General features: G+C 57.4%; 18 protein-coding genes and 1 tRNA gene. 15 read left to right on the forward strand and 4 right to left on the reverse strand.

The window, feature by feature from the left end; translation table 11 throughout:
• Positions 1-36: 36 nt before the first annotated feature.
• The 12 genes from GCWU000341_RS02325 (at position 37) to GCWU000341_RS02380 (ending at position 12,730) form a co-directional block, all read left to right on the forward strand.
• Positions 37-447, forward strand: coding sequence for a hypothetical protein (locus GCWU000341_RS02325; RefSeq protein ID WP_009214094.1), 411 nt, complete (start codon positions 37-39; stop codon positions 445-447).
• Positions 402-1,511: a molybdopterin-guanine dinucleotide biosynthesis protein B gene (mobB, locus tag GCWU000341_RS02330; protein WP_040652941.1), complete on the forward strand. Its 1,110-nt coding sequence runs from the start codon at positions 402-404 to the stop codon at positions 1,509-1,511. Before GCWU000341_RS02325 ends, mobB begins: the two co-directional genes overlap by 46 nt.
• The gene (locus GCWU000341_RS02335; protein WP_009214096.1) at positions 1,508-2,719 is read left to right on the forward strand and encodes a molybdopterin molybdotransferase MoeA; all 1,212 of its coding nucleotides are present in this window, start codon (positions 1,508-1,510) and stop codon (positions 2,717-2,719) included. Before mobB ends, GCWU000341_RS02335 begins: the two co-directional genes overlap by 4 nt.
• A 215-nt stretch (positions 2,720-2,934) precedes the next feature.
• Entirely contained in the window at positions 2,935-4,770 is a 1,836-nt protein-coding gene (locus GCWU000341_RS02340) for an NAD(P)-binding protein (protein ID WP_009214097.1), read from the forward strand.
• A complete protein-coding gene (fdhF, locus tag GCWU000341_RS02345; RefSeq protein ID WP_081443116.1) occupies positions 4,767-7,505 on the forward strand; it encodes a formate dehydrogenase subunit alpha in 2,739 nt (912 codons plus the stop codon). Before GCWU000341_RS02340 ends, fdhF begins: the two co-directional genes overlap by 4 nt.
• Positions 7,498-8,253, forward strand: coding sequence for a formate dehydrogenase accessory sulfurtransferase FdhD (fdhD, locus tag GCWU000341_RS02350; RefSeq protein WP_009214100.1), 756 nt, complete (start codon positions 7,498-7,500; stop codon positions 8,251-8,253). Before fdhF ends, fdhD begins: the two co-directional genes overlap by 8 nt.
• Positions 8,254-8,485: 232 nt before the next feature.
• Positions 8,486-9,637 carry a TRAP transporter substrate-binding protein gene (locus GCWU000341_RS02355; protein WP_009214102.1) on the forward strand — a complete coding sequence of 384 codons (1,152 nt, stop codon included), beginning with the start codon at positions 8,486-8,488 and terminating at the stop codon, positions 9,635-9,637.
• Positions 9,638-9,791: 154 nt separating this feature from the next.
• The gene (locus GCWU000341_RS02360; protein ID WP_009214103.1) at positions 9,792-10,313 is read left to right on the forward strand and encodes a TRAP transporter small permease; all 522 of its coding nucleotides are present in this window, start codon (positions 9,792-9,794) and stop codon (positions 10,311-10,313) included.
• Complete coding sequence (locus GCWU000341_RS02365) at positions 10,313-11,644, forward strand: TRAP transporter large permease (protein WP_009214104.1); 1,332 nt, start codon at positions 10,313-10,315, stop codon at positions 11,642-11,644. Before GCWU000341_RS02360 ends, GCWU000341_RS02365 begins: the two co-directional genes overlap by 1 nt.
• Position 11,645: 1 nt before the next feature.
• On the forward strand, positions 11,646-12,134 hold the full coding sequence (locus GCWU000341_RS02370) for a YcxB family protein (RefSeq protein ID WP_009214105.1): 489 nt from the start codon (positions 11,646-11,648) through the stop codon (positions 12,132-12,134).
• 109 nt (positions 12,135-12,243) lie between these two features.
• Positions 12,244-12,471 (forward strand): type II toxin-antitoxin system RelB family antitoxin, encoded by a 228-nt coding sequence (relB, locus tag GCWU000341_RS02375; protein WP_036598971.1) that lies wholly within the window; start codon positions 12,244-12,246, stop codon positions 12,469-12,471.
• Positions 12,458-12,730, forward strand: coding sequence for a type II toxin-antitoxin system RelE family toxin (locus tag GCWU000341_RS02380; protein WP_009214107.1), 273 nt, complete (start codon positions 12,458-12,460; stop codon positions 12,728-12,730). Before relB ends, GCWU000341_RS02380 begins: the two co-directional genes overlap by 14 nt.
• Before the next feature lie 115 nt (positions 12,731-12,845).
• Here GCWU000341_RS02380 and GCWU000341_RS02385 read toward each other — a convergent pair whose 3' ends face one another.
• From GCWU000341_RS02385 to GCWU000341_RS02395, 3 genes are all read right to left on the reverse strand, one after another.
• Entirely contained in the window at positions 12,846-14,237 is a 1,392-nt protein-coding gene (locus tag GCWU000341_RS02385; RefSeq protein ID WP_009214108.1) for an APC family permease, read from the reverse strand.
• Positions 14,238-14,243: 6 nt separating this feature from the next.
• Positions 14,244-14,975 carry a gamma-glutamyl-gamma-aminobutyrate hydrolase family protein gene (locus tag GCWU000341_RS02390; RefSeq protein ID WP_009214109.1) on the reverse strand — a complete coding sequence of 244 codons (732 nt, stop codon included), beginning with the start codon at positions 14,973-14,975 and terminating at the stop codon, positions 14,244-14,246.
• Between the two features lie 189 nt (positions 14,976-15,164).
• Positions 15,165-16,463, reverse strand: coding sequence for an L-cysteine desulfidase family protein (locus GCWU000341_RS02395; protein WP_040652945.1), 1,299 nt, complete (start codon positions 16,461-16,463; stop codon positions 15,165-15,167).
• Between the two features lie 390 nt (positions 16,464-16,853).
• On the opposite strand from GCWU000341_RS02395, the gene GCWU000341_RS02400 reads away from it, so the two are divergent.
• On the forward strand, positions 16,854-18,185 hold the full coding sequence (locus GCWU000341_RS02400; RefSeq protein ID WP_009214111.1) for an FMN-binding protein: 1,332 nt from the start codon (positions 16,854-16,856) through the stop codon (positions 18,183-18,185).
• 146 nt (positions 18,186-18,331) lie between these two features.
• Positions 18,332-19,336 carry a carbohydrate kinase family protein gene (locus tag GCWU000341_RS02405; RefSeq protein WP_330360368.1) on the forward strand — a complete coding sequence of 335 codons (1,005 nt, stop codon included), beginning with the start codon at positions 18,332-18,334 and terminating at the stop codon, positions 19,334-19,336.
• Positions 19,337-19,530: 194 nt separating this feature from the next.
• Here GCWU000341_RS02405 and GCWU000341_RS02410 read toward each other — a convergent pair.
• Positions 19,531-19,601 (reverse strand) — tRNA-Gly (locus tag GCWU000341_RS02410).
• 184 nt (positions 19,602-19,785) lie between these two features.
• Between GCWU000341_RS02410 and GCWU000341_RS02415 the strand changes: the two genes are divergently transcribed.
• Positions 19,786-20,592, forward strand: a complete 807-nt coding sequence (locus tag GCWU000341_RS02415; protein WP_009214113.1) for a hypothetical protein — start codon at positions 19,786-19,788, stop codon at positions 20,590-20,592.
• The last annotated feature ends 3 nt before the right edge of the window (positions 20,593-20,595 follow it).

Below are 20,595 nucleotides of genomic sequence, written 5' to 3' on the forward strand. Positions count from 1 at the left end.
AAAGCGGGGCGCTGTCCCGCTTTTTTCAGCAAAGAAGTGCTTCAGCTCGCTCTGAGGCAGCCTGGCAGCGGGCTTCTTCACTCCCTGCATCCTGACAGCTATTCGGATTTCAGGTCCGCTGTCCTGCGGCTTTCCCCGCCTGCGTTTCAGCTTGTCTTTCGCCCGGCGATCGGCTTTTTCAAGATCGTTTCTCTGCCGCTTTCCAGCAGTTTAAGCGAGAGCTTTCCCCGCTCAGTCCGTCTCTCTGTTTTGATCGTTTATCTTTTTGAAAGTAAACGAATGTTTGTGAAAATTTTACCTATCGTTGATATTTTGGTAAAAGATGATATGATAAATTATGAGAATTATTTCAAAACAGAATATAGAGCGGAGAAAAATAGGCAATATATCATAAAAATGGGATGGAAGACAGAGGAAAAGAAAAAATCAAAGAATCCAGCTGCGTGATCCTCGCGGGGGGAAAAAGCCGCCGCATGGGCTCTCCGAAGTCGGAGCTTCGCATCGGTTCTCTCAGCTTTTTGGACAAGCTGGTCTATGAACTCAGCAGCTTTCCGGAGCTTCTTATCTCGGTGGACAGGAGAGAGAGCCATCCGGACATAGCTTATCCCATGGTGGAGGATCTCTATCCGGACTGCGGCCCGCTGGGAGGGCTCTGCAGCGCATTGAGGAGCTGCCGTTTTCCGCTCCTCTTCGTACTTCCCTGCGATGTCCCGCTTTTCTCCGAAGAGCTTGCGGCCTGTCTTCTTCGGGAGATGACGGAGGACGCGGACTGTGTGATCTCCGAGACGGAGGATGGGAGGCTGCATCCCTTCTGCGCTGTCTACCGGAGCTCCTGCCTCCCCGCGCTGGAGGAAGCGATCTCCCGAGGAGAGCTGAAGATGCTCCGCTGTCTCGAGAAGCTCAGGACGAAGATCTTCCGGGCCGGGAGGGAATCCTGGCGCTATCGGAATATCAATACGCCGGCGGATTACGCCTCTCTCTCCGGCAGAAGGAGAAGTGTCCTCGCGGTCTCCGCTTACAAAAATTCCGGAAAAACCGCTTTGATCGAGCGCCTGATCCCGGAGCTTTCGAGGCGGGGAATCCGCGTGATGACGGTGAAGCACGACGGACATTGCTATGAGCCGGATATCCCGGGAAAGGACAGCTACCGCTTTTTTCAGGCGGGCGCGGAGGCCTCTTTGATCTTTGATTCTGAAAAATATTCTCTCAGCCGGAGAGGGGAGCTGAGCGCCGCGGAGCTCTTCCGGATCTCAGAGGGGGTGGACCTCATCCTCCTGGAGGGCTTTAAGTGGACGGATTACCCGAAGATCGAGGTGCTCCGTAGGGAGACGGGGAAGGGAGCGATCGAGGGGCTCAGCCGAAGGCTTGCCTATGTGACGGATTGGGAGAGAGAGGAGCTTCCTCTTCAGGGAGAGAAGGTATTTGGGATGAATGAGATCTCCGCGATCGCCGATTTCATTGAGGCGGAGTATCGGAGTCATCATCTGGAAGAAAGTGAGCTTTATCTATGATACAAACGGTGCGGGAGGCATGGGAGCTTTGGGAGAGGCTCGATGCCGCAGTGCAGAGTGAGGAGGTCCCTTTGGAGGAGGCCTTCGGGCGGGTGCTCGCGGAGGATGTCATCGCGGGGCGGGATGTGCCCGCCTTTCGGAGGAGCCCCTACGACGGCTATGCGCTTTCCTCGGCAGACAGCCGGGGAGCAAGCCGGGAAAGGCCCGCCGTATTTCACGTCAATGAAGAGGTCCCGGCGGGCAGTGTCCCGCGTCTCCCCATCCGGCCCGGTACAGCGACGAGAGTGATGACCGGCGCGATGCTTCCGGAGGGCGCGGACTGCGTCGTAAAGTATGAGCTTACGGAGTTTACGGAGAGGGAGCTTAGGATTTTTTCTCCGCTTTCCCCGGGGAATATCGTGGAAATCGGGGAGGATGTCCAAAGGGGAGAGAGGATTCTCGAAGCGGGAAAGCGGATCTTTGGCGGAGGGGCCGCCCTCGCCGCAGGGCAGGGACTCCGAAGTCTCCGGGTCTTCCGAAGACCGGTCGTCGGGATTTTGGGCACGGGGGATGAGCTCTGCGAGAGGGAGGAGGAGCTCTGCGAGGGAAAGATCCTGAGCACAAACGGCTATCTTCTCTCCGACTGCCTCCGCTTCTTCCCGATCCTCCCGAGGGATTTCGGTATAGTGCGGGACAGCGCGGAGAAGATCGCGGAAAGGATCGAGGAGGCCCTGAAGGACTGCGATCTCCTTCTCACAACGGGCGGGGTCTGTACGGGAGACTATGACTGCCTCCCGGAGGCCATGGAAAGACTCTCCGCGGAGATTTTCTTCCACGGGCTTCCCTTTAAGCCCGGGGGAGCGCTGCTCTGCGGCAGGGCTCTGGGAAAGCCGGTTTTCTGCCTCTCCGGAAATCCCGGCTCCGCGGCTACGGCTCTTCTCTACGTCTGCGCGCCGTATCTTAGGAAGCTCTGCGGTCTTTCCGAGATTTCCTTCCGGGAGGGCTATGCCAGGATGAGTGAGGATTTTCCGAAGCCGAGCAGGAGAACCCGGATCCTGAAGGGAAGGCTTTCTCTCTCGGAGGAGCTTCGTTTTGAGCCCCTCTCAAATCAGAGAAACGGCGCCGTCTCTTCCATGGAGGGCTTCGATCTCCTGGCGGAGATTCCGGCCGGCACGCCTCCTCTCCGGGCGGGGGACAGGGTGAAGATCTATCAGATCCGAGGGGGATGAGGAAGCTGAGCCCGTCACAGGGCCCGGGAGCGGAGCGGGGGAGCTTCAGGAGAGTTTTTCCCGCCCGGTATCCCGCGGAATGCACGAAGTTTCAGGAGGAAGAATGAGATGAATTTGTCAGGAAAAGGAGCAGGGAGTCATGCCTGCGCTCCGCAGCAGCGGGGGATGACAGGGGGAAAGGTCATGCCGCCGCGATTTAGAACAGGGAGGAGAGAATGAGTAAGTTATATCTGGCGGACCCGAACAGTTATGATGTGAAAATCAGCAAGATCAAGCGGCATTTCTCTCACAAGGTGGAGGTTTATCCGCCGGGAAGCTGCCCGCTCACCGTGCAGCTTTCCTTCCTCCGGACTGCTGCGGGACAGACCTGCGGGAAGTGTGTGCCCTGTCGGGACGGTCTTCCGCTCGTCGCAAGACTTTTGCAGAAGGTGATAAACGGCGATGCCACCCAGCAGACGCTTGACAATATTAAGATGATGGCGATGATGATCCGGGAGTCCTCGGACTGCGCGATCGGCTGGAATGCCGCGGATGAGGTACTGAAGGGGCTGGAGCTTTTCGCGGACGAATATCAGAGCCATATCCGCTTTCATAAGTGCGACGAATCGGTCGCGCAGAAGGTGCCCTGCATCGCGCTCTGCCCGGCGCACGTCGATATCCCGGCCTACATCGCGCTCATCGCGGAGGAGGACTACGCCGGCTGCATCAATATGATCCGGAAGGACAATCCCTTCCCCACGGCCTGCGGCATGGTCTGTGAGCATCCCTGCGAGGAGAGTTGCCGGAGGAAGATGCTGGAGTCCCCGATCAATATCCGCGGCTTAAAGAAGTACGCGGTGGATCAGATGCGGGTGGATCAGGTGAGGACGCCGAAGCCGAATCCCTCGACCGGAAAAAGGATCGCCATCATCGGGGGAGGGCCGGCCGGGATGACCTGTGCCTACTTCCTCGCGCTCATGGGACATAAGGCGGTGGTCTATGAGATCCACGACAAGCTCGGCGGGATGCTCCGCTACGGAATCCCGAATTACCGCTTTCCGAAGGACCGCCTAGACGAGGACCTGAACGCGATTCTCGGGGCGGGAGATATCGAGGTCATTTACGAGACGAATGTGGGAAAGGATATCCCCATCCAGAAGGTCCGGGACGAGTACGATGCGATGTTCGTCGCGATCGGTGCGCAGAGCGGAAAGACACTCCGCATTCCGGGCGTCGACGCGGCCAATGTCTACTCCGCCGTCGAGATGCTGGATGAGATCGGGAACGGTCGTCTCCCGGACTACACGGGGAAGAAGGTCATCGTGATCGGAGGAGGAAACGTCGCGATGGACGCCGCTCGCTCCGCGATCCGCTGCGGGGCGGCGGAGGTCAGCTGCATCTACCGGAGAAGGCAGAAGGATATGACCGCGCTGGAAAGCGAAGTGGAGTCTGCGATCATGGAGGGCGTCATGCTGGTGACGCTGCAGTCCCCGGTGGAGATCACGAAGCACGAGGACGGGAGCTGCAGCGGACTGAGCACGCAGCCGCAGATGGTATCCACCTATTCCGGAGATCGACCGGGAACCACCGCCGCGAACAAGGAGCAGCAGCATTTTGAGGCGGATGTGATCCTGATCGCCGTGGGGCAGGACATCGTCTCCGGGCCCTTTGAGGACTTCGGCATGAAGGCGGACCGCAGGGTATTCCGCGCGGGGCTGGACACCTCTGTAGAGGGAATGCCCGGCGTTTACGTCGGCGGAGACTGCGCGACAGGGCCTTCGACGGTGATCCGCGCGATCGCGGCGGGAAAGGTGGCGGCTCACAATATCGATGAGTATCTCGGATACCATCATAAGCTCCATTGCGAGGCGGCGGCCCCGGAGCCCAGGGAAAATATCCGGACGCTTCTCGGAAGGACGGAGGTCGGAGAGAGACCGGCTTTCCTCCGGAAAAAGGATTTTCTGCATGTGGAGGAGGAGATGACGCACGAGGAGGCCATGCAGGAATGCAGCCGCTGTCTCCGCTGCGATCATTTCGGCTGCGGCGCGATGGAAGGAGGAAGAGATCTATGATAAAGCTGACGATTGATGGGAAGCAATTCGAGGCAGATGGAGATAAGACGATCCTGAATGTGTGCAGGGAGAACGGGATCGAGATCCCCACGCTCTGCTATCTGGAGAAGATCAATGAGATCGGCTCCTGCCGCCTCTGCGTCGTAGAGGTGGAGGGGCTGGAGAAGCTGGTGACGGCCTGCAACACCAAGGTGAAGGAGGGCATGGAGGTCCGCACGAATACCGAGCGGGTCCGGCGGGCCAGAGAGAATACGCTTCATCTTCTGATGGCGGAGCACAAGACAAACTGCTTTAAGTGTCTGAAAAACGGCGCCTGCGAGCTGCAGTACCAGGCCAGGATGCACGGCGTGGATGTCCCGAACTTCCAGCCGTCTCACTACGATGTGCAGCACGCGCCCTTCGACGAGCATCCCTTCCTCTCCTACGATCCGGGGCTCTGCATCCAGTGCCAGCGCTGCATCAGCACCTGCGCGAAGGCGACGGGGAGGCACGCCCTCTCCCTGGAGAGAAATGCGGCGAGGGTCTATGTGAAGGTTCCCTTCGGGGACAACTGGAAGGACACGGACTGTGAGGGCTGCGGCAACTGCGCCCAGGCCTGTCCGACGGGGGCGATCACGATCAAGCGGAGAAAGGACTACAGGGAGTGGGAGATCAAGAAGGTTCTCACCACCTGTCCGCACTGCGGAACGGGCTGCCAGATGGAGCTCTATGTCAAGAACGGAAAGATCGTGGACGTCATGGGGGCGAACGGGCCCTCCAACCAGGGGCTCCTCTGCGTTAAGGGGCGGAGCGGCTCCATTGACTTCGTGGACCATCCGGACAGAATCCGCTATCCTCTGATCAAGAATAAGGAGAGCGGAGAGTTTGAGAGGGCGAGCTGGGAGGAAGCTCTGGATCTCGTCGCCTCGAAGTTCAATGCAATCAAGGAAAATTACGGAGGGGAGGCGCTCGCGGGATTTGCCTGCTCCAGATCGACCAACGAGGACATTTATATGCTCCAGAAGATGGTTCGAGCTGCGTTTCAGAGCAATAATACCGACAACTGCGCCCGAGTGTGACATGCGCCTACTGTTGCCGGGTTGGCAACCACGTTAGGCTCTGGCGCAATGACCAATACCATTGCGGACATCACACAGGATTCCGAGGTGATCATGCTGGTGGGTTCGAACCCCGAGCATGCGCATCCGGTCATCGGCATGCAGATCCGTCAGGCTGTGCAGCGGGGAGCGAAGCTCATCGTCGTGGACCCCAGGGACATCGATCTCAGCAGACAGGCGGACATCCATCTGAAGCTCCGCCCGGGCACAAACATCGCGTTTGCGAACGGCATGATGCACATTTTCATCGAAGAGGATCTGATCGATCACGAGTTCATTGAAAAGAGAACGGAGCATTTTGAGGAGATCAAAAAGGTCGTCGCGGAATATACGCCGGAAAGGGTGGCGGAGATCTGCAGGATCGACCCCGACAAGCTGAGAGAGGCCGCGAGACTCTACGCGAAGGCGAAGACCGCCCCGGTCATCTACTGCCTGGGCGTGACGGAGCACCACACAGGGACGCACGGCGTCATCTCCCTCTCCAACATGGTCATGATGGTGGGGAAATTCGGAAAGAGGGGCTGCGGCCTGAATCCGCTCAGAGGACAGAACAATGTCCAGGGGGCCTGCGATATGGGCGCGGATCCGAAGCAGTTCCCGGGCTATCAGAATCTGGATATTCCCGAGGTCATGGATAAGTTCGAAAAGGCCTGGGGAACGAAGCTGAATCACGAGATCGGAACGAAGGCGACGGAGTGCTTCGGGAAGATGACGACGGGGGAGATCCGGGGACTCTTCATCTTCGGTGAGGACCCCATGCGGACCGACCCGAACACAAGACATGTCCTGCGGGCGCTCAGCTCTCTGGACTTCCTCGTAGTGGATGAGCTTTTCATGACGGAGACCGCAAAGCTCGCAGATGTCATTCTTCCGGGCCGCTCCTACGCGGAGAAGGAGGGAACCTTCACCAATACAGAGCGCCGGGTGCAGCGGGTGAGAAAGGCGGTCGAGATTGAAGGAGAGACCCGGGAGGATACCTGGATCTTCACAGAGATCATGAACCGCATGGGCTATCCGCAGCCGCATCTCACGGCCGCGGAGATCATGGATGAAATCGCATCGGTCACGCCGAACTTCGCGGGGATCAGCCATGAGAGGCTGGACAGCACGGAGGTCGCGGGCAGAGGCCTGCAGTGGCCCTGCCGCTCGAAGGACCAGCCGGGCACGGAGATCATGCATGTCGGAAAGTTCGCGCGGGGTCTCGGCTGCTTTATCCCGACGAGACATATCCCGTCCATGGAGCTGCCGGATGAGGATTATCCGATCATCATGATGACCGGCCGTATCCTCTATCACTACAATGCCTGCGCGATGACGGATAAGGTGGAGGGTCTTAATGAGATGGCGCCGGATTCCTTTATCGAGCTCAACACGGAGGACGCGGAAAAGCTCGAGGTCCGGGATGGGGATATGGTAAATGTCTCCTCCCGAAGGGGAAAGATCCAGGCGAGAGCCGTGGTCTCGGAGAAGACCAATCCCGGCGAGTGCTGGATGCCCTTCCACTATATCGGAGGAGCCAACTGGCTCACAAGCGATGCGCTGGATTCCATCTCCAAGACACCGGAGTACAAGGTCTGCACCGTCAAGGTGGAGAAGATCCCGGAGAGCGATTATATGAGGGAGATGAGCTGTGTATGAGGACGGCATAGGACGGGAGGCGCTCTGCTTTGACGGGGAGCGCTTCCAAAGACGGGAGAGGGAGCTTGCGGCGGAGCTCCCCTGCCGCCTCTACCTGGACGGGGAGCTCCTGTCGAGCTTCACCTGCTCCCCCTGGCAGCTTTCGGATCTGGCCCTGGGAGAGCTCCGTATCCGCGGCCTGATCCGAAGCGCCTCTGAGCTTTCGGAGCTTTTCGCGGACGAGGAGAAGATGGAAATCCATGCAAAGCTGCGCCCCCGGGATAGATGCCGGGGGGAGGAGCTCTCCGGAGAGGAGAGAATGCGCAGAACAGAGGAGCGCATCTTTGTTCCGATCCGGGCGGTGCAGAAGCTCTCCCGTATCTTCAACGAGGCCTCCCGGAAATTTCACAGGACGGGAGGGATTCACGCCGCTGCCCTCGCAGACTTTGAGAGGCTCCTCCTCTTCCGGGAGGATGTCGGGAGACGAAACGCGATGGAAAAGCTTCTCGGGGCCTGTCTCAAGGAGGAGCCGGATCTATCGGGGAAGCTGATCCTTTTCAGCGGGAGAATCGCCGCGGAGATCCTGGAGGGGGCATCCTTCATCGGCTCCCCGGTCCTGATCGCCGTCTCTGCCCCGAGCTCCATGGCGGTGGAGCTTGCGGAGAAGCGGGGGATGACCCTGATCGGCTTTGCGAGGGGAGAGGAATTCAATATCTATACCCATCCGGAGAGAATCGAGGGGACCATGCTCCCTTCCGGCCCGAGTTGAGGGAGAAGCATTGGATGGGAAAAACAGGGACCATGCTCCTCCCGGCTTGGGCTGAGGGGGAGAGAAAAGGGGGAGGGGAATCCGATGCATTCCCCTCCCCTTTCCGGCCTTTTGCCAGAAAATCCTATCCCTTTTCTGTGAAAGTTTTCCGATTTCCAAAAGCTTTTTTCTGCTTTATAATGATTTGAGTTCATACCGGAATGGGATTTTGACGAAAAAGGGAGGAAAATCTATGAAAAAAAGAGTGCTGAACGCGGCACTTGCGGCGCTGCTTGCCTTGTCACTGACCGCCTGCGGAGGATCCGCAAAGCAGGAGACGAAGGCGGGAGGAGAGAAGCAGGAGACAAAGGCCGCGTCCGAAAAGGGAGAAAGCGCGGAATCAAAGGCGGAGGATGCCTCTTCGCAGGGCGCTGAAAGCGCTTCCAGTACGGATTACCAGGTCAACGAGAAGGCCGCCGCGGACCCGAAGGTCAAGCTTGTGATGGCAGAGGTCAATCCGCTGGACACCATCGTCGGGAAGACGGATCTTAAGTTCAAGGAAGCTGTGGAGAGCATCTCCGGCGGCTCCATCTCGATAGACCTCCAGGCCTCCGGCGTACTCGGCTCCGAGAATGATGTCCTGGATTCCGTCCTCGCGGGAGGGGATAGTATCGACATTTCGAGGATCTCCGCCTTTGCGCTCACAAGCTATGGCGGGGAGAAGTCGAAGCTCCTCTCCGTGCCCTTTACCTTTGAATCGAGGGAGCACTTCTGGAAGTTTGCGCAGTCCGATCTCGCGAAGGAGTTCCTGGAGGAGCCGAAGGAGAAGGGACTCCCGATCCGCGGACTTTTCTACGGGGAGGAGGGCTTCCGTCACTTCTTCACGAAGGAGCCCGCCGTCGAGGTGAAGGATTTAAAGGGCAGAAAGCTCCGCGTCTCCAATGATCCGATCATGACCGGAATGGTACAGGGCTTCGGCGCGAATCCGACTGTCGTGCCCTTTAACGAGCTCTACTCCGCCCTCCAGACCGGCGTCGTGGACGGTGCGGAGCAGCCGATGGCGAACTACCTTTCGAATGCCTTCCCGGAGGTCGCCCCGAACCTGGTCCTGGACGGCCACACCCTCGGCGTCATAGAGATCGTGATCTCCGATAAGGGCTGGGCCAAGCTCACGGAGAATCAGCAGAAGGTCCTGGAGGAGGCCGGAAGGATCGCCGGCGACTACGACAGGGAGATCGCGGAGCAGGCGGAGAAGGAGGTCCTCACAAAGATTAAGTCCTCCGGCGTCAATGTGGTCGAGGTGACGGACAAGGCGCCCTGGAAGGACGCCTGCAAGAAGGTCATCGAGGACAGCACGAAGTCTCAGGCGGAGCTCTACCAGAAGATTCTGGATTACGCATCCTGATTTCGGAAAGACCGATTTAAGGCTGCCGCTTAAGCGGCAGCCTTAAATCACCGAAAGTCGTCCGTATCCCCGCGCCGCTCGCCCGGCGGAGGACGCCGCGCCCTTTCCCGGGAGGCTGTCCCCTCTGCGGCGGTGCCCCTTTTTGGAGGTCGCTATGCCTGTGATATTTTCCAGACTTGAGAAGATCAAGCCGCTCTATGACCTGATGGATAAGGTCATTCTCTTTCTCTGCAAGCTTCTCCTGATAGCGGACATTGCGATCACGACGATGTCTGTCATCGGGCGGCAGATCCCCTTCATTCCGGATCCGGCCTGGTCGGAGGAGCTTGTGCTCACATTGATGTCCTATATGGCGGTTCTCTCCGCGGCGCTCGCGATCCGGAGAAAGAGCCATATCCGGATGACGACCTTCGACCGCTTTCTCCCGAAGACCTTTGTGAAGATACTGGATCTTCTTTCGGATATCGCGGTCCTTGTGCTCGCCGTCATTATGATCGTCGTGGGATGGAAATATGCGGCCGGGCTCGGCGCGGTCGGAAGCTATATCAGCATGCCCTGGCTCTCGAAGTTCTGGATGTATTTCCCGATCCCGATCGCGGGACTTGCGATGCTGATCTTTGAGCTTGAGAGGATCTTTTTGGATCTCGAGGCCTTTTATCGGAAGGAGGGAGAGTAATGGATGCCAATTCCGCCGCGATCATGGTGCTTCTTCTCAGCTTTTTCATCATGATCCTTCTTCGCTTTCCGATCGCCTATTCCGTCGCACTCTCCGCAATCTTCTGCCTCGCCTATCAGGGGAAGGATCTGGCCGCGGTCTGTCAGCAGATGGTCAAGGGAATTTCCTCCTTCTCCCTCATGGCGGTGCCCTTTTTCATCACCATGGGAGTTTTGATGGGGACCGGAGGGATCTCCGAGAAGCTCCTTAATCTGGCGGACGCCTGTGTGGGCTGGATGACCGGCGGGCTTGCGATGGTAAACATCGTCGCCTCCTACTTCTTCGGAGGGATCTCCGGCTCCGCGGCGGCGGACACGGCCTCCCTCGGTTCTCTCGAGATTCCCATGATGGTGAACCGCGGCTACGATGTGGACTTTTCGACCGCGGTGACGATCTCCTCCTCTGTCGAGGGGATGCTGGTGCCGCCCTCCCACAATATGGTGATCTATGCGACGACCGCCGGCGGGCTCTCTGTGGGCTCGCTCTTTCTCGCGGGCTATCTTCCGGGTGCGGTCCTTGCGGGCTGCCTCATGGTCGGCTCCTACATCATCTCGAAGAAGCGGCATTATCCGAAGGGGAAGGCCTTCTCCCTCCGCTTTTTCCTAAAGGAGCTCGGGGTCTCGATCTGGGCGCTCGCTTCGATCCTGATCGTCGTGGTCGGTGTCGTGAGCGGCCTCGTCACCGCGACGGAATCCGCTGCCATTGCCGTCATCTACTCCCTGATCGTTTCGGTCTATATCTATAAGGGCCTGAACTGGAAGGGTGTGTGGAAATGCCTCGACGACTGCGTGAATACCCTCGCGATCGTCCTGATTCTGATCGCGACCTCCAGCGCCTTCGGCTACTGCCTTACGACGCTCCATGTGCCGGATCTCGCAGCGCAGCTGATCCGCGGGGTATCGGACAATCCGGTCGTGATCGCGATCCTTCTGAATATCATCCTCCTGCTCTTAGGCTGCATCATGGATATGGCGCCGATCATCCTGATCTCCACGCCGATCCTTCTCCCGATTGCGCGCTCCATCGGGCTGGACCCGGTGCAGTACGGCATCATCGTGGTCTTAAACTGCGGGATCGGACTCCTGACCCCTCCGGTCGGCGCGGTCCTTTTCATCGGCTCCGCGATCGCGAAGCGCCCCATGGAGAAGGTGGTTGTCGCGACACTTCCCTTCTATGTAATGATGGTCCTCGCGCTTCTGATTATCACCTTTGTGCCGGGGGTTGCTCTCTTTATCCCGAAGCTTTTTGGCTATGTGCCGCAGGGCGCAGGGGTACTGGCAGGGCTTAGCTGATATGAGGTATCGCTTTCTTTTCCGAAATACGGTGCGAAATCTCCTGGCTCTCACGCTCTACAAGACCTATCATTCCTATCTGGGGATCATCAATATGACCTTCGCGGCCGCGACGGGAGCGCTCGCCCTTTCCTCTCCCGCGGGGCGTCATCCCCTGATCCGCGCTCTGGCAGTCCTTGCGGCTCTTTATTTCCCTCTCTTTCAGCCGATAATCCTCGCGATCCGCTTAAAACTCCAGCTGAGGAAGCTCTGGGGAGAGGTCGAGCTCCTTGTGAGCGAGAGAAATCTCTACCTGAAGCACAGGGGGGAAAAGCAGGAGTATAACTGGTCTCAGATCAAAGGAGTCGAGAAGGGGCCGTGGCAGCTCATCCTCTACCTCGATGCAAAGCGGGGGATCGTGATTCCGGACCGCGCCCTGAAGGGAAAGAAGGAGGAGTTCTACCGCTTCTCCCTTCAGGCGATGCAGTATGCGAGAAAGAGGAGACGCTGAGTGCTCGGGTTTTGAGGCTGCGGACGCTCTTACCCTTTATAAGAGGCTTGATATGGACAGATCGGCCCGGCGGCAGTACAATGTACTGCAAAAGGGAGGGGATGATAATATGGCATTTTCCATCAGATTGACAGACGAAGAAAAAGCACTTGCGGAGAGCTATGCAAAACTTCATGCAGTCTCCTTGGGGGAAGCTTTTAAGAGAGCTTTATTTGAGCGTATAGAGGATGAATATGATCTCACAGCAGCTGAGGAGGCCTACAAAGACTATATAGACAGCGGATGCAAAGCTACCCCCGCGGCCGATTTTTGGAGGGAGTTGGATGCAGAAGTATAAAGTCCTGCTGTCGGAACGTTTCAAGAAGGAATTCAGGAAGCTAGATAAGTACACGCAGAAAATGATACGAGGATGGATTGATAAAAATCTTGCGGACACGACAGATCCCCGTATCCACGGAAGAGGACTGACGGGAAATAAAAGCGGTCAATGGAGATACAGAATAGGAGATTATCGCCTTATATGCATCATAAAAGAGGATGAGCTCATTATACTTGCTCTCACTGTCGGGCACCGCAGAGAGATCTATGAGAACTAAGATTTTTTGGAACGAGCGATCGGCATTATGACAGATAAGGAAACAGCCGCCTTACAGGCGGCTGTTTCCTTATCTGAGAGAGACTGATACGGAAAATATAGTCAATTCCTTCTTTCTATGACGCTTTCTTTTTGCTGCTTCGATAGAGGTAGACGAGGATCGGCAGCACGATATAGCCGAGGATCATGGCGAAAATCGCATAGAGGTTCGGCTTTGTCACTCCGTCCACTGTGACGGAGAACTGCGCGGCCCACTTGAATTTTGCGAGGAGCAGCAGGGTGAGCACGAGGGAGAGAAGGGAGACGGGGACATCCAGAATGAAGTTTTTCTTCGGATTATCGATGATCGGCTTTCGGTTCTTTCCGTAGTAGAAGGTAATGACCGCGAGCGGCACCAGCACGAACTGCACAAAGCGGGAGATCGAGCTTATGATCATAATGCCTCTCATATCGTAATTAAAAGCCATCGGAATCACGATGGCGAGAAGCACCGTCAGAAGGAAGGCCGGGAGCGGGAGATCGCGCCCGGTCCGTTTTGCAAAGAGCTTCGGGACCTGGCCGTCATTCGCCATCGCCTCGATGACACGCGGCGTCAGGAAGGAGGCCGCGACATTGATGCCGAACATGGAGACCAGAGCGCCCAGGATGATGATGTTTTTGATCAGGGGATTCTGGAAGACCGCAGCGAGCACGACGACATCCTTTGAGCTCACCATTGCCACGGGATCGATCATCATGGAGACGAAGACGATGCCGAAGTAGATGAGGGCGATGATGCTGATCGCAAGAGGAAGGGCCTTCGGAAGATTCTTCTCCGGCTCCTCCATATCGCTCGCCCCGCTCGCCACACTCTCAAAGCCTGTGAAGGCGTAGAAGGCGGCGATGACGGCTGTCACGAATCCGCCGCTCGTGAGCGGAGGCACCAGCTTTTCTCCCGCGTCATTCAGGAGCTGATCGACCTCCAGGATGCGGTTGACATGGGTCGTGAACAGGATATAGAAGCCCGCGAGGATCGTGATGGCGAGGGCGGAGAGCTTTCCGATCGTGGAGAGATTGGAGACGAAGGTGAGGACCCTCGTCCCGACCAGATTGATCACGAGGAGAATCGTCATCAGGAGGAGGAAGCCGAGGGTGATTTTTCCCTTGTCCGAGCTGTCCTGTCCGAGAATCTGGAGGGCGGTCTTCACGACACCGGTCGCCATGACGCCCCAGGCGATGCTCGCCGCGACGAATCTCGTGATTCCGACATAGAGTCCCGCATTTTCGCCGAAGGCCGCCTCACAGTAGGCGTAGGCCGCTCCGTTTTTTACGACGTAGCGGGAGGCGGAGGCAAAGCTTAGGGCCAGGACGGCGGCAAAGACCGCCGCGCAGATGTAGATGAAGGGCGCGAGGCTTCCCGAGAGCTTTGCGACGCCGCCCGGGGAGAGGAAGATGCCTGTCCCGATGATCGCATTGATCGTGAGAAGGACGATGGACCAAAATCCGATTTTCTTTTTTTCTTCAGCCATGATATCTTACCTCCCCGCTTCCGTGACCAGAGCCTGAAAGAGCTTCTTCATATCGGGGTCGACCATGGAGCGCATTTCCGGGTGCCACTGCACGCCGATGATGAAGTCTGCGCTTCTATGCTCGATCGCTTCGACGACACCGTCCTTTGCTCTTGCGCTCACATCGAAGTCTGCCGCGATATCCTTTAAGATCTGGTGGTGGAAGGAGTTCACGCGGAGCTCTTCCTTTCCAAGGATCTTTTGCAGCCGGGAATCCTTGGCGATTCCCACGGAGTGGGTCGCTGTCTTCGGACTGTGCCCCTGCATATGCTTGTAGACATCCCCCGACTTCTCGGAGAGATCCTGATAGAGAGTCCCTCCCTCACAGGTATTGATCACCTGGATGCCGCGGCAGATGCCGAGGATGGGGATTCCCCTTTCCTTTGCCTTTCGATAGAGGAAATAGTCATAGCGGTCCCTCTCCGGACAGATCTCCCCGAGCTTTTGATGCGGCTCCTCCCCGTAGTTTATCGGGGAGACATCGTGGCCTCCGGAGAGGATCAGTCCGTCTATAAGGGACAGGGCCTTCTCGAGAGCCTCCTGATCATCGCTCATCGGAAGCATCAAGGGGACGCCCCCGGATGCCAGCACGGAGTCGACATAATCCCGGTTCACATAGATCCTGTGATAGCCGGGAAAGATCCCCCCGCTGTCCACAAGGAGTCCTGTGGAAATTCCAATCACTGCTCTTTTTTTCATAAATTCCCCTTCCTGATTTCTTCTTCCGTCTTCTCTCAGCTGCCTTCCGACAGCTATCCATAGAGAAGAATATAAAGTTAAAAGTTAGGATAACACGGATTCAATCGAAAAAATTACGTGCCAATGGGCATGATGCCGAAAAAGCGTGCGGAACGCCGGAGTCCCCACCGGCGGGACCTTATACGGTATTTACAGGCAGCTTTTCACATCGACCTGATCCGTCATGACGTTCAGAATCTCCCGATCTGTGGGGCGCATGCCGACCTTTCCGATATAACCCATGTTGCGGATGGTCTCCTCCACGTCGTCCTCCACGATCCCCTCACCGGCGGCAAAGGATTTATCGTTCATGCTCATGTGATGCGCGAGGATCGCCGCGTGGAGGGAGGACGCGACCTTTGCCGCGCAGCTCGGCTTTGCGCCGTCGCAGACGATACCGCCCACATTTGCGAGAGTATTGGTGATCGTCTTCGAGATCCTCGGGTAGTCTCCGCCGGAGAGATAGGTGATGCCGGCCCCGGCCCCGCAGGAGGCGCTAACCGCTCCGCAGAAGGCGGAGAGCGCCCCGATGAAGTGCTTGATATAGATGGAAACCAGGTTGCTGATGATGAGCGCGCGGAAGCGCTTTTGCTCCGAGACCTCGAGGGCCTTCGCGTATTCGACGATCGGCATGCTCACCGTGATGCCCTGATTGCCGCTTCCGGAATTGATGACGACCGGCAGAGGGCAGCCGCTCATCCTGGCATCGGAGCCCGCCGCTGCCCTTGCACAGGCGCAGCTTTTCACATCGTGCCCGAAGGCCTCGAGGATTGTCTTTCCGACGCAGGCGCCCCATACATTGTCCAGTCCCTCCTGGGAGATCGCATAGTTCATGTCGATCTGCCGCTGTAAAAGCTCCCTGACCTCGGAGAGATCGACGCTGTCCGCATATTCGAGGATGCCCTGGAGATCCATGAGGCTTTTATCCCCGATGGGGATCGGAGTGTCGTCCTTTGGCTGTTCCCCTTCCTGAAAGAGGACTTCTCCGTCCCTCTCCATGAGGCTGATATTTGTGTGGCTGTTCTCGATCCGGATCTCCGCGCTGTGCTCTTTTCCCCGGACGATGGCGGAGATGTAGAGGTTCGGGACATTCTCCGCGAATTTTACCTCGCAAAATCCCTCTTTCGCGAGCCTTCTCGTCCTTTCCCGCGCTTCCTCCGTGACCTCGGTGATGACCTCGAGCTTCTTGTCCGGATCCCCGCCGATCAGACCGAGAATTGCCGCGGCCGGGATCCCCTTCTGCCCTCCGGAATTTGGCACCGTGACCGCCTTTACATTCTTGATCATGTTGCCGGAGCAGCTGATCACCATGTGCTCGGCCTCCTCGCCGAGGAGCTTTCCCGCGGCCGCAGCGGCGAAGGCGATCGCGATCGGTTCTGTGCAGCCCATCGCGGGGATCAGCTCGCCCCGAAGAATCTCCGTATAGTTGTCCATTAAAGCTTTGTCCATTGAAATCTCCTTCTTTATTACTTTGAAACGTATCGAAAAAAGCAAAAGCGGACCCAAAGGCACACACGCCTCCTCCGGAGAAGACAGGGAAGCGGAGCTTTGTCGATACCTTTCTAGAATACCACAGAGAGAGAAAAATCTGCATAGACTTTTATGGATTTTTCGTATTTTTTTGTCAGCGGAGAAAGTTAGCTGTGACTTATAAAACGATAATAAATCCTTCTTTTTTATTGACAGCGAGTTGGCCCCTGTATATGATTAGCTTGCGCCGTAAGTTCTCGCCCAGCGGCAGAAGACAAGGCGGCAAGGCGGGGCCGAGTCATACAAATATGTGGGGCTTATCATCGTGGCGCCGGTCATTTCGGCATAGAAGTTCAGGGAGGATTTTTTATGAAGAGAGTTTTGACAGGACTTATACTGGGGGCGATGGGATTTTCACTCGCTGCCTGCGGCGGCGGAAAGACGGAGAGCAAAGCGGCGGGAGATTCCGCGAGCCTTAGCGGGAGCGCGAAGGGCTTCGGAGGAGATGTGACGGTGACGCTCACGAAGAAGGACGGGAAGATCATCGAGGCGAAGATAGAGGGAGCGAACGAGACGGATAATGTCGGAAAGGCGGCGATCCCGACGCTGCAGGAGCAGATCGTAAAGGCAAACGGCGCAGATATTGACGGCGTGAGCGGCGCCACTGTGACGAGCAATGCGGTAAAGGAGGCAGTGAAACAGGCGCTCGGAGAAGCTTCGCCTGAGAGCTCTCCCGCTGAGACAAAGGCGGAGGAGAAAAAGGAATCCTCCGCTTCCTCCGAGAGCAAGGCGGAGGAGGCGGGAGGAGAGCTCCGGATCGGTGAGGCCTACGCGTCAGCGCACGGGGAGAAGAGCTTCGCCCAGGCCGTCGCTGTTGTAAAGGGCGATACCGTTCTGGCAGCTTATATTGATGAGTACCAGTTCCTTCCGAAGGAGAGCGCGAAGGGCGTGCCGAATGCGGACGGCGGCCTCGCGGAGGGCTATACCGGAGATGTCGTGCTCGCCTCAAAGCGGGAGAACAGCGATTATTACAGCGGTCTCATGAAGGAGAAGGCGCAGGCCACCGGGACGATCTCCGGAGGCTACGATGCGATCCAGAGCTTTGCGGCGGGAAAGACGATCGAAGAGCTGGAGAAGCTCTCTTCGGAGGACAATGCGGTGGACGCTGTGAGCGGAGCGACACTGAAGGACACGGCGAAGTACCTCGCCGCGATCGTTGAGGCGGCGAAGAATGCGAAAGGAAACCCGGGCGTGAGCTTCGAAGGGGATCCGAGCGGACTTAAGCTGAAATTTATGCTCGGAGCGGCCCACGGCGATAAGTGCTTCTCCACAGCGGCCGTGCTGACGGACGGGGATAAGGTTGTCCTGAGCTACCTGGACGAATTGCAGTTCATGCCGAAGGATTCGGCGAGCGGCGTGCCGAACAGTGACAAGAAGCTGGGAGAAAACTACGCGGAGGGACAGGTTCTCGCCTCGAAGAGAGTGAATGCGGAGTATTACAGCGGCCTGATGAAGGAAAAGGCCCAGGCCACGAAGAGGATCGACGAGGGCTATGATGCGATCCAGAAGGCGGCGGACGGAAAGACGGTCATAGAGATCGACAGTATGGCCGGAGAGGAGAAGGCGGATGCCGTGAGCGGAGCGACGCTGAAGGACAGCGCGAATTATCTCAAGCTCATCGAAGAGGCGGCAGAGTCCTGAGAATCCGATATCCGAAGGCATCTTCCGGAGAGCCCGGTCCGAAGGGATTCGGATTCATATAAAGGACAGGGCAGCCGAGGGAAGAGCGTCCCGCGCCGGGAAAACTGCGGCACGGGAAAATGGATGTAGAAAAGAGGCAAGAGGGGATGGAAGAGGAAACGAGGCAGAAAGACGCTGAGGGAGAAGGGAAGGATGCGAAAAGCCGCGCCGAAGGGCTGGGAATCGTGGTCTTCGGTGCGGTCTTTGTGGATGTGAAGGGCTATCCGCTTTCGCAGTACATCCCCGGAGGCAAAAATGCGGGCCGCGTCATACAGGTGCACGGGGGCGTGAGCCGGAACGTGGCGGAGGACATCGCGAATGTGGAGCTTCGGCCGACCTTTATCAGCATTGTGGATGAGGGAGGCATGGGGACGGATGTGATCCGGAAGCTCCAGCGCCATCGGGTGAACACCGACTACATCCGGAGAGTCGAGGGCGGGCTCGGGACCTGGCTTGCGGTCTTCAACAACGAGGGGGATGTCGTGGCCTCGATCTCCGGGAGACCGGATCTTTCTGAAATCTCCGATATTCTGAAAGAGCATGGGGAGGAGATCATCTCCCGGGCGGACAGTGTCGTCCTGGAGATCGATATGGACTCCGCGATTCTGAAGCAGATCTTTTCGCTTTCCGAGAAGTATCGGAAGAAGATCTATGCGGTGGTCTCCAATATGTCCATCGCGATGGAGAGGCGGGATCTTCTGAAGCGGACCGACTGCATCGTCTGCAATGAGCAGGAGGCGGGGCTTCTCTTTTCCGAGAACTATGAAGGCCGCTCTCCGGAGGAGCTGGAGAAGGAGCTTTTGGAAAAGGTGCAGCTTGCGAAGATTCCGAGGATGATCGTCACCATGGGGGAGAGGGGCGCCGTCTATGCGGAGCAGAGCGGAGCCTCCGGCCGCTGTCCGTCGAAAAGGGTGCATGTCATCGATACGACGGGGGCGGGGGATGCTTTCTTTGCCGGGGTCGCCATCGGACTGACCTATGGGAAGGGGCTCTGCGGGGCCTGTGAGATCGGGAGCCGCCTCGCGGCCTCTGTCATCTGCACGAAGGAGAACGTATCTCCGCGCTTTCTGCCGGAGGAGCTGGGGCTTCCCGCCGGATTGCGGAGTTCCTGAAATTTTTCGCTGCCCTTTGGGATCTTCCGCAAAGGAAAGCCCTGCGGCAGCCAAATGGCATGTTCCTGCGCTTTCCCTCCGTCTTTTGGAGGCGAAGGCTCCCCTTTCCTCTTGGCCCGGGAAATAGCCGGGAGGACGGAAAGAGTAAGAAGAAAAGAAGCCCGGAGCAGCTGCTCCGGGCTTCTTTTAACGAGAGCGGATAACGGGAGTCGAACCCGCCTCACTAGCTTGGGAAGCTAGGGTACTACCGATGTACTATATCCGCAGGACCCCTCTATCCTAGCATTTCGATCGGAGTTTTGCAAGCGCTTTCTGCTTTGAATCATTTTATTTATAGGGGGATTCGTGTTATGATAGAAAAGCAGTGAGAAGATCGCGGGAGGCGTCGGGAAAAGCGGCGCTTCCTTTTTCGGGAAACAGGATTTTTCAGGAGAGGAAGGGAAGAGGAGATGAAAAAGCTGTCCTTTGTCGTCATGGATCTGTCCGGAATCTATGAAAGGGAGAGCTTCTGGAGGGAGAGGGAGGGCGCTCTCCTTCTTTCCCTCCGGGACCGCTTCCAAAGGGGCGGGCTCCGCGCCCCGGAGGAGGAAGCCCTTTTAAGAGCCGAGCTTTTGCGGCCGGAGCTTTTAGGTGCTCCTCTTCATTTTCTGGATCTTTCGGATTATCATTATATGAGTCGTTTCTGGCTGGAGCAGCGGGAGGAGGATTTCCTCCTCGTCATCTATGACTATGACGCGGATCTTCGGCGGACGGAGCAAAGGGGGATAAGCCACGCCTCCTGGATTCGGGAGATCATGCTGAGGATGCCGCATTGCCGGGGGATACTTCTAATCGGACCGAGTGCGGAGAAGCGGGCGAGGATCAATGATGAGCTTATGAGCCTCGGGAGAGAGTACCGGCCCTCTCCGGAGCTCCGGGATCCGATTCTCTCCACAAGCCTCTATTGCTTTACGGATGAGGATCTGAGAAATGGAAGGGCGGAGAGCCATATCCCCTCGCTTCTTCAGCTGCTGTCGCTTCCCCTCTGTCTCTCGATCGACAAGAGGCTTTTTCAGGACGAGGGGAGAGAGGGGAGCGGCATCGGCTTGGAGGAGTACGCGCGGAGCCTCTCCTGGATTCTTGCCTCTGCTCTTCCGATCCTCTCTGTGGACCTCTGCGGTGAGCCGGAGCCGGAGGCCCCGGAGGAGCTCGTCCTTCGGGAAAATGAGAGAAACAGGAAATTTTTGGATGACTGGGCGGAATTTTTCGGGAGATAGGAG

Source organism: Oribacterium sp. oral taxon 078 str. F0262 (genome assembly GCF_000160135.1).
Taxonomy (GTDB): Bacteria; Bacillota; Clostridia; order Lachnospirales; family Lachnospiraceae; genus Oribacterium.

Excerpts from the sequence above, each read along its gene's own strand:
- mobB (WP_040652941.1), top strand. The coding sequence starts at position 402 with ATGGAAGACAGAGGAAAAGAAAAAATCAAAGAATCCAGCTGCGTGATC.
- GCWU000341_RS02335 (WP_009214096.1), top strand. The coding sequence starts at position 1,508 with ATGATACAAACGGTGCGGGAGGCATGGGAGCTTTGGGAGAGGCTCGAT.
- GCWU000341_RS02340 (WP_009214097.1), top strand. The coding sequence starts at position 2,935 with ATGAGTAAGTTATATCTGGCGGACCCGAACAGTTATGATGTGAAAATC.
- GCWU000341_RS02355 (WP_009214102.1), top strand. The coding sequence starts at position 8,486 with ATGAAAAAAAGAGTGCTGAACGCGGCACTTGCGGCGCTGCTTGCCTTG.
- GCWU000341_RS02360 (WP_009214103.1), top strand. The coding sequence starts at position 9,792 with ATGCCTGTGATATTTTCCAGACTTGAGAAGATCAAGCCGCTCTATGAC.
- GCWU000341_RS02365 (WP_009214104.1), top strand. The coding sequence starts at position 10,313 with ATGGATGCCAATTCCGCCGCGATCATGGTGCTTCTTCTCAGCTTTTTC.
- GCWU000341_RS02370 (WP_009214105.1), top strand. The coding sequence starts at position 11,646 with ATGAGGTATCGCTTTCTTTTCCGAAATACGGTGCGAAATCTCCTGGCT.
- relB (WP_036598971.1), top strand. The coding sequence starts at position 12,244 with ATGGCATTTTCCATCAGATTGACAGACGAAGAAAAAGCACTTGCGGAG.
- GCWU000341_RS02380 (WP_009214107.1), top strand. The coding sequence starts at position 12,458 with ATGCAGAAGTATAAAGTCCTGCTGTCGGAACGTTTCAAGAAGGAATTC.
- GCWU000341_RS02385 (WP_009214108.1), bottom strand. The coding sequence starts at position 14,237 with ATGGCTGAAGAAAAAAAGAAAATCGGATTTTGGTCCATCGTCCTTCTC.
- GCWU000341_RS02390 (WP_009214109.1), bottom strand. The coding sequence starts at position 14,975 with ATGAAAAAAAGAGCAGTGATTGGAATTTCCACAGGACTCCTTGTGGAC.
- GCWU000341_RS02395 (WP_040652945.1), bottom strand. The coding sequence starts at position 16,463 with ATGGACAAAGCTTTAATGGACAACTATACGGAGATTCTTCGGGGCGAG.
- GCWU000341_RS02400 (WP_009214111.1), top strand. The coding sequence starts at position 16,854 with ATGAAGAGAGTTTTGACAGGACTTATACTGGGGGCGATGGGATTTTCA.
- GCWU000341_RS02405 (WP_330360368.1), top strand. The coding sequence starts at position 18,332 with ATGGAAGAGGAAACGAGGCAGAAAGACGCTGAGGGAGAAGGGAAGGAT.
- GCWU000341_RS02415 (WP_009214113.1), top strand. The coding sequence starts at position 19,786 with ATGAAAAAGCTGTCCTTTGTCGTCATGGATCTGTCCGGAATCTATGAA.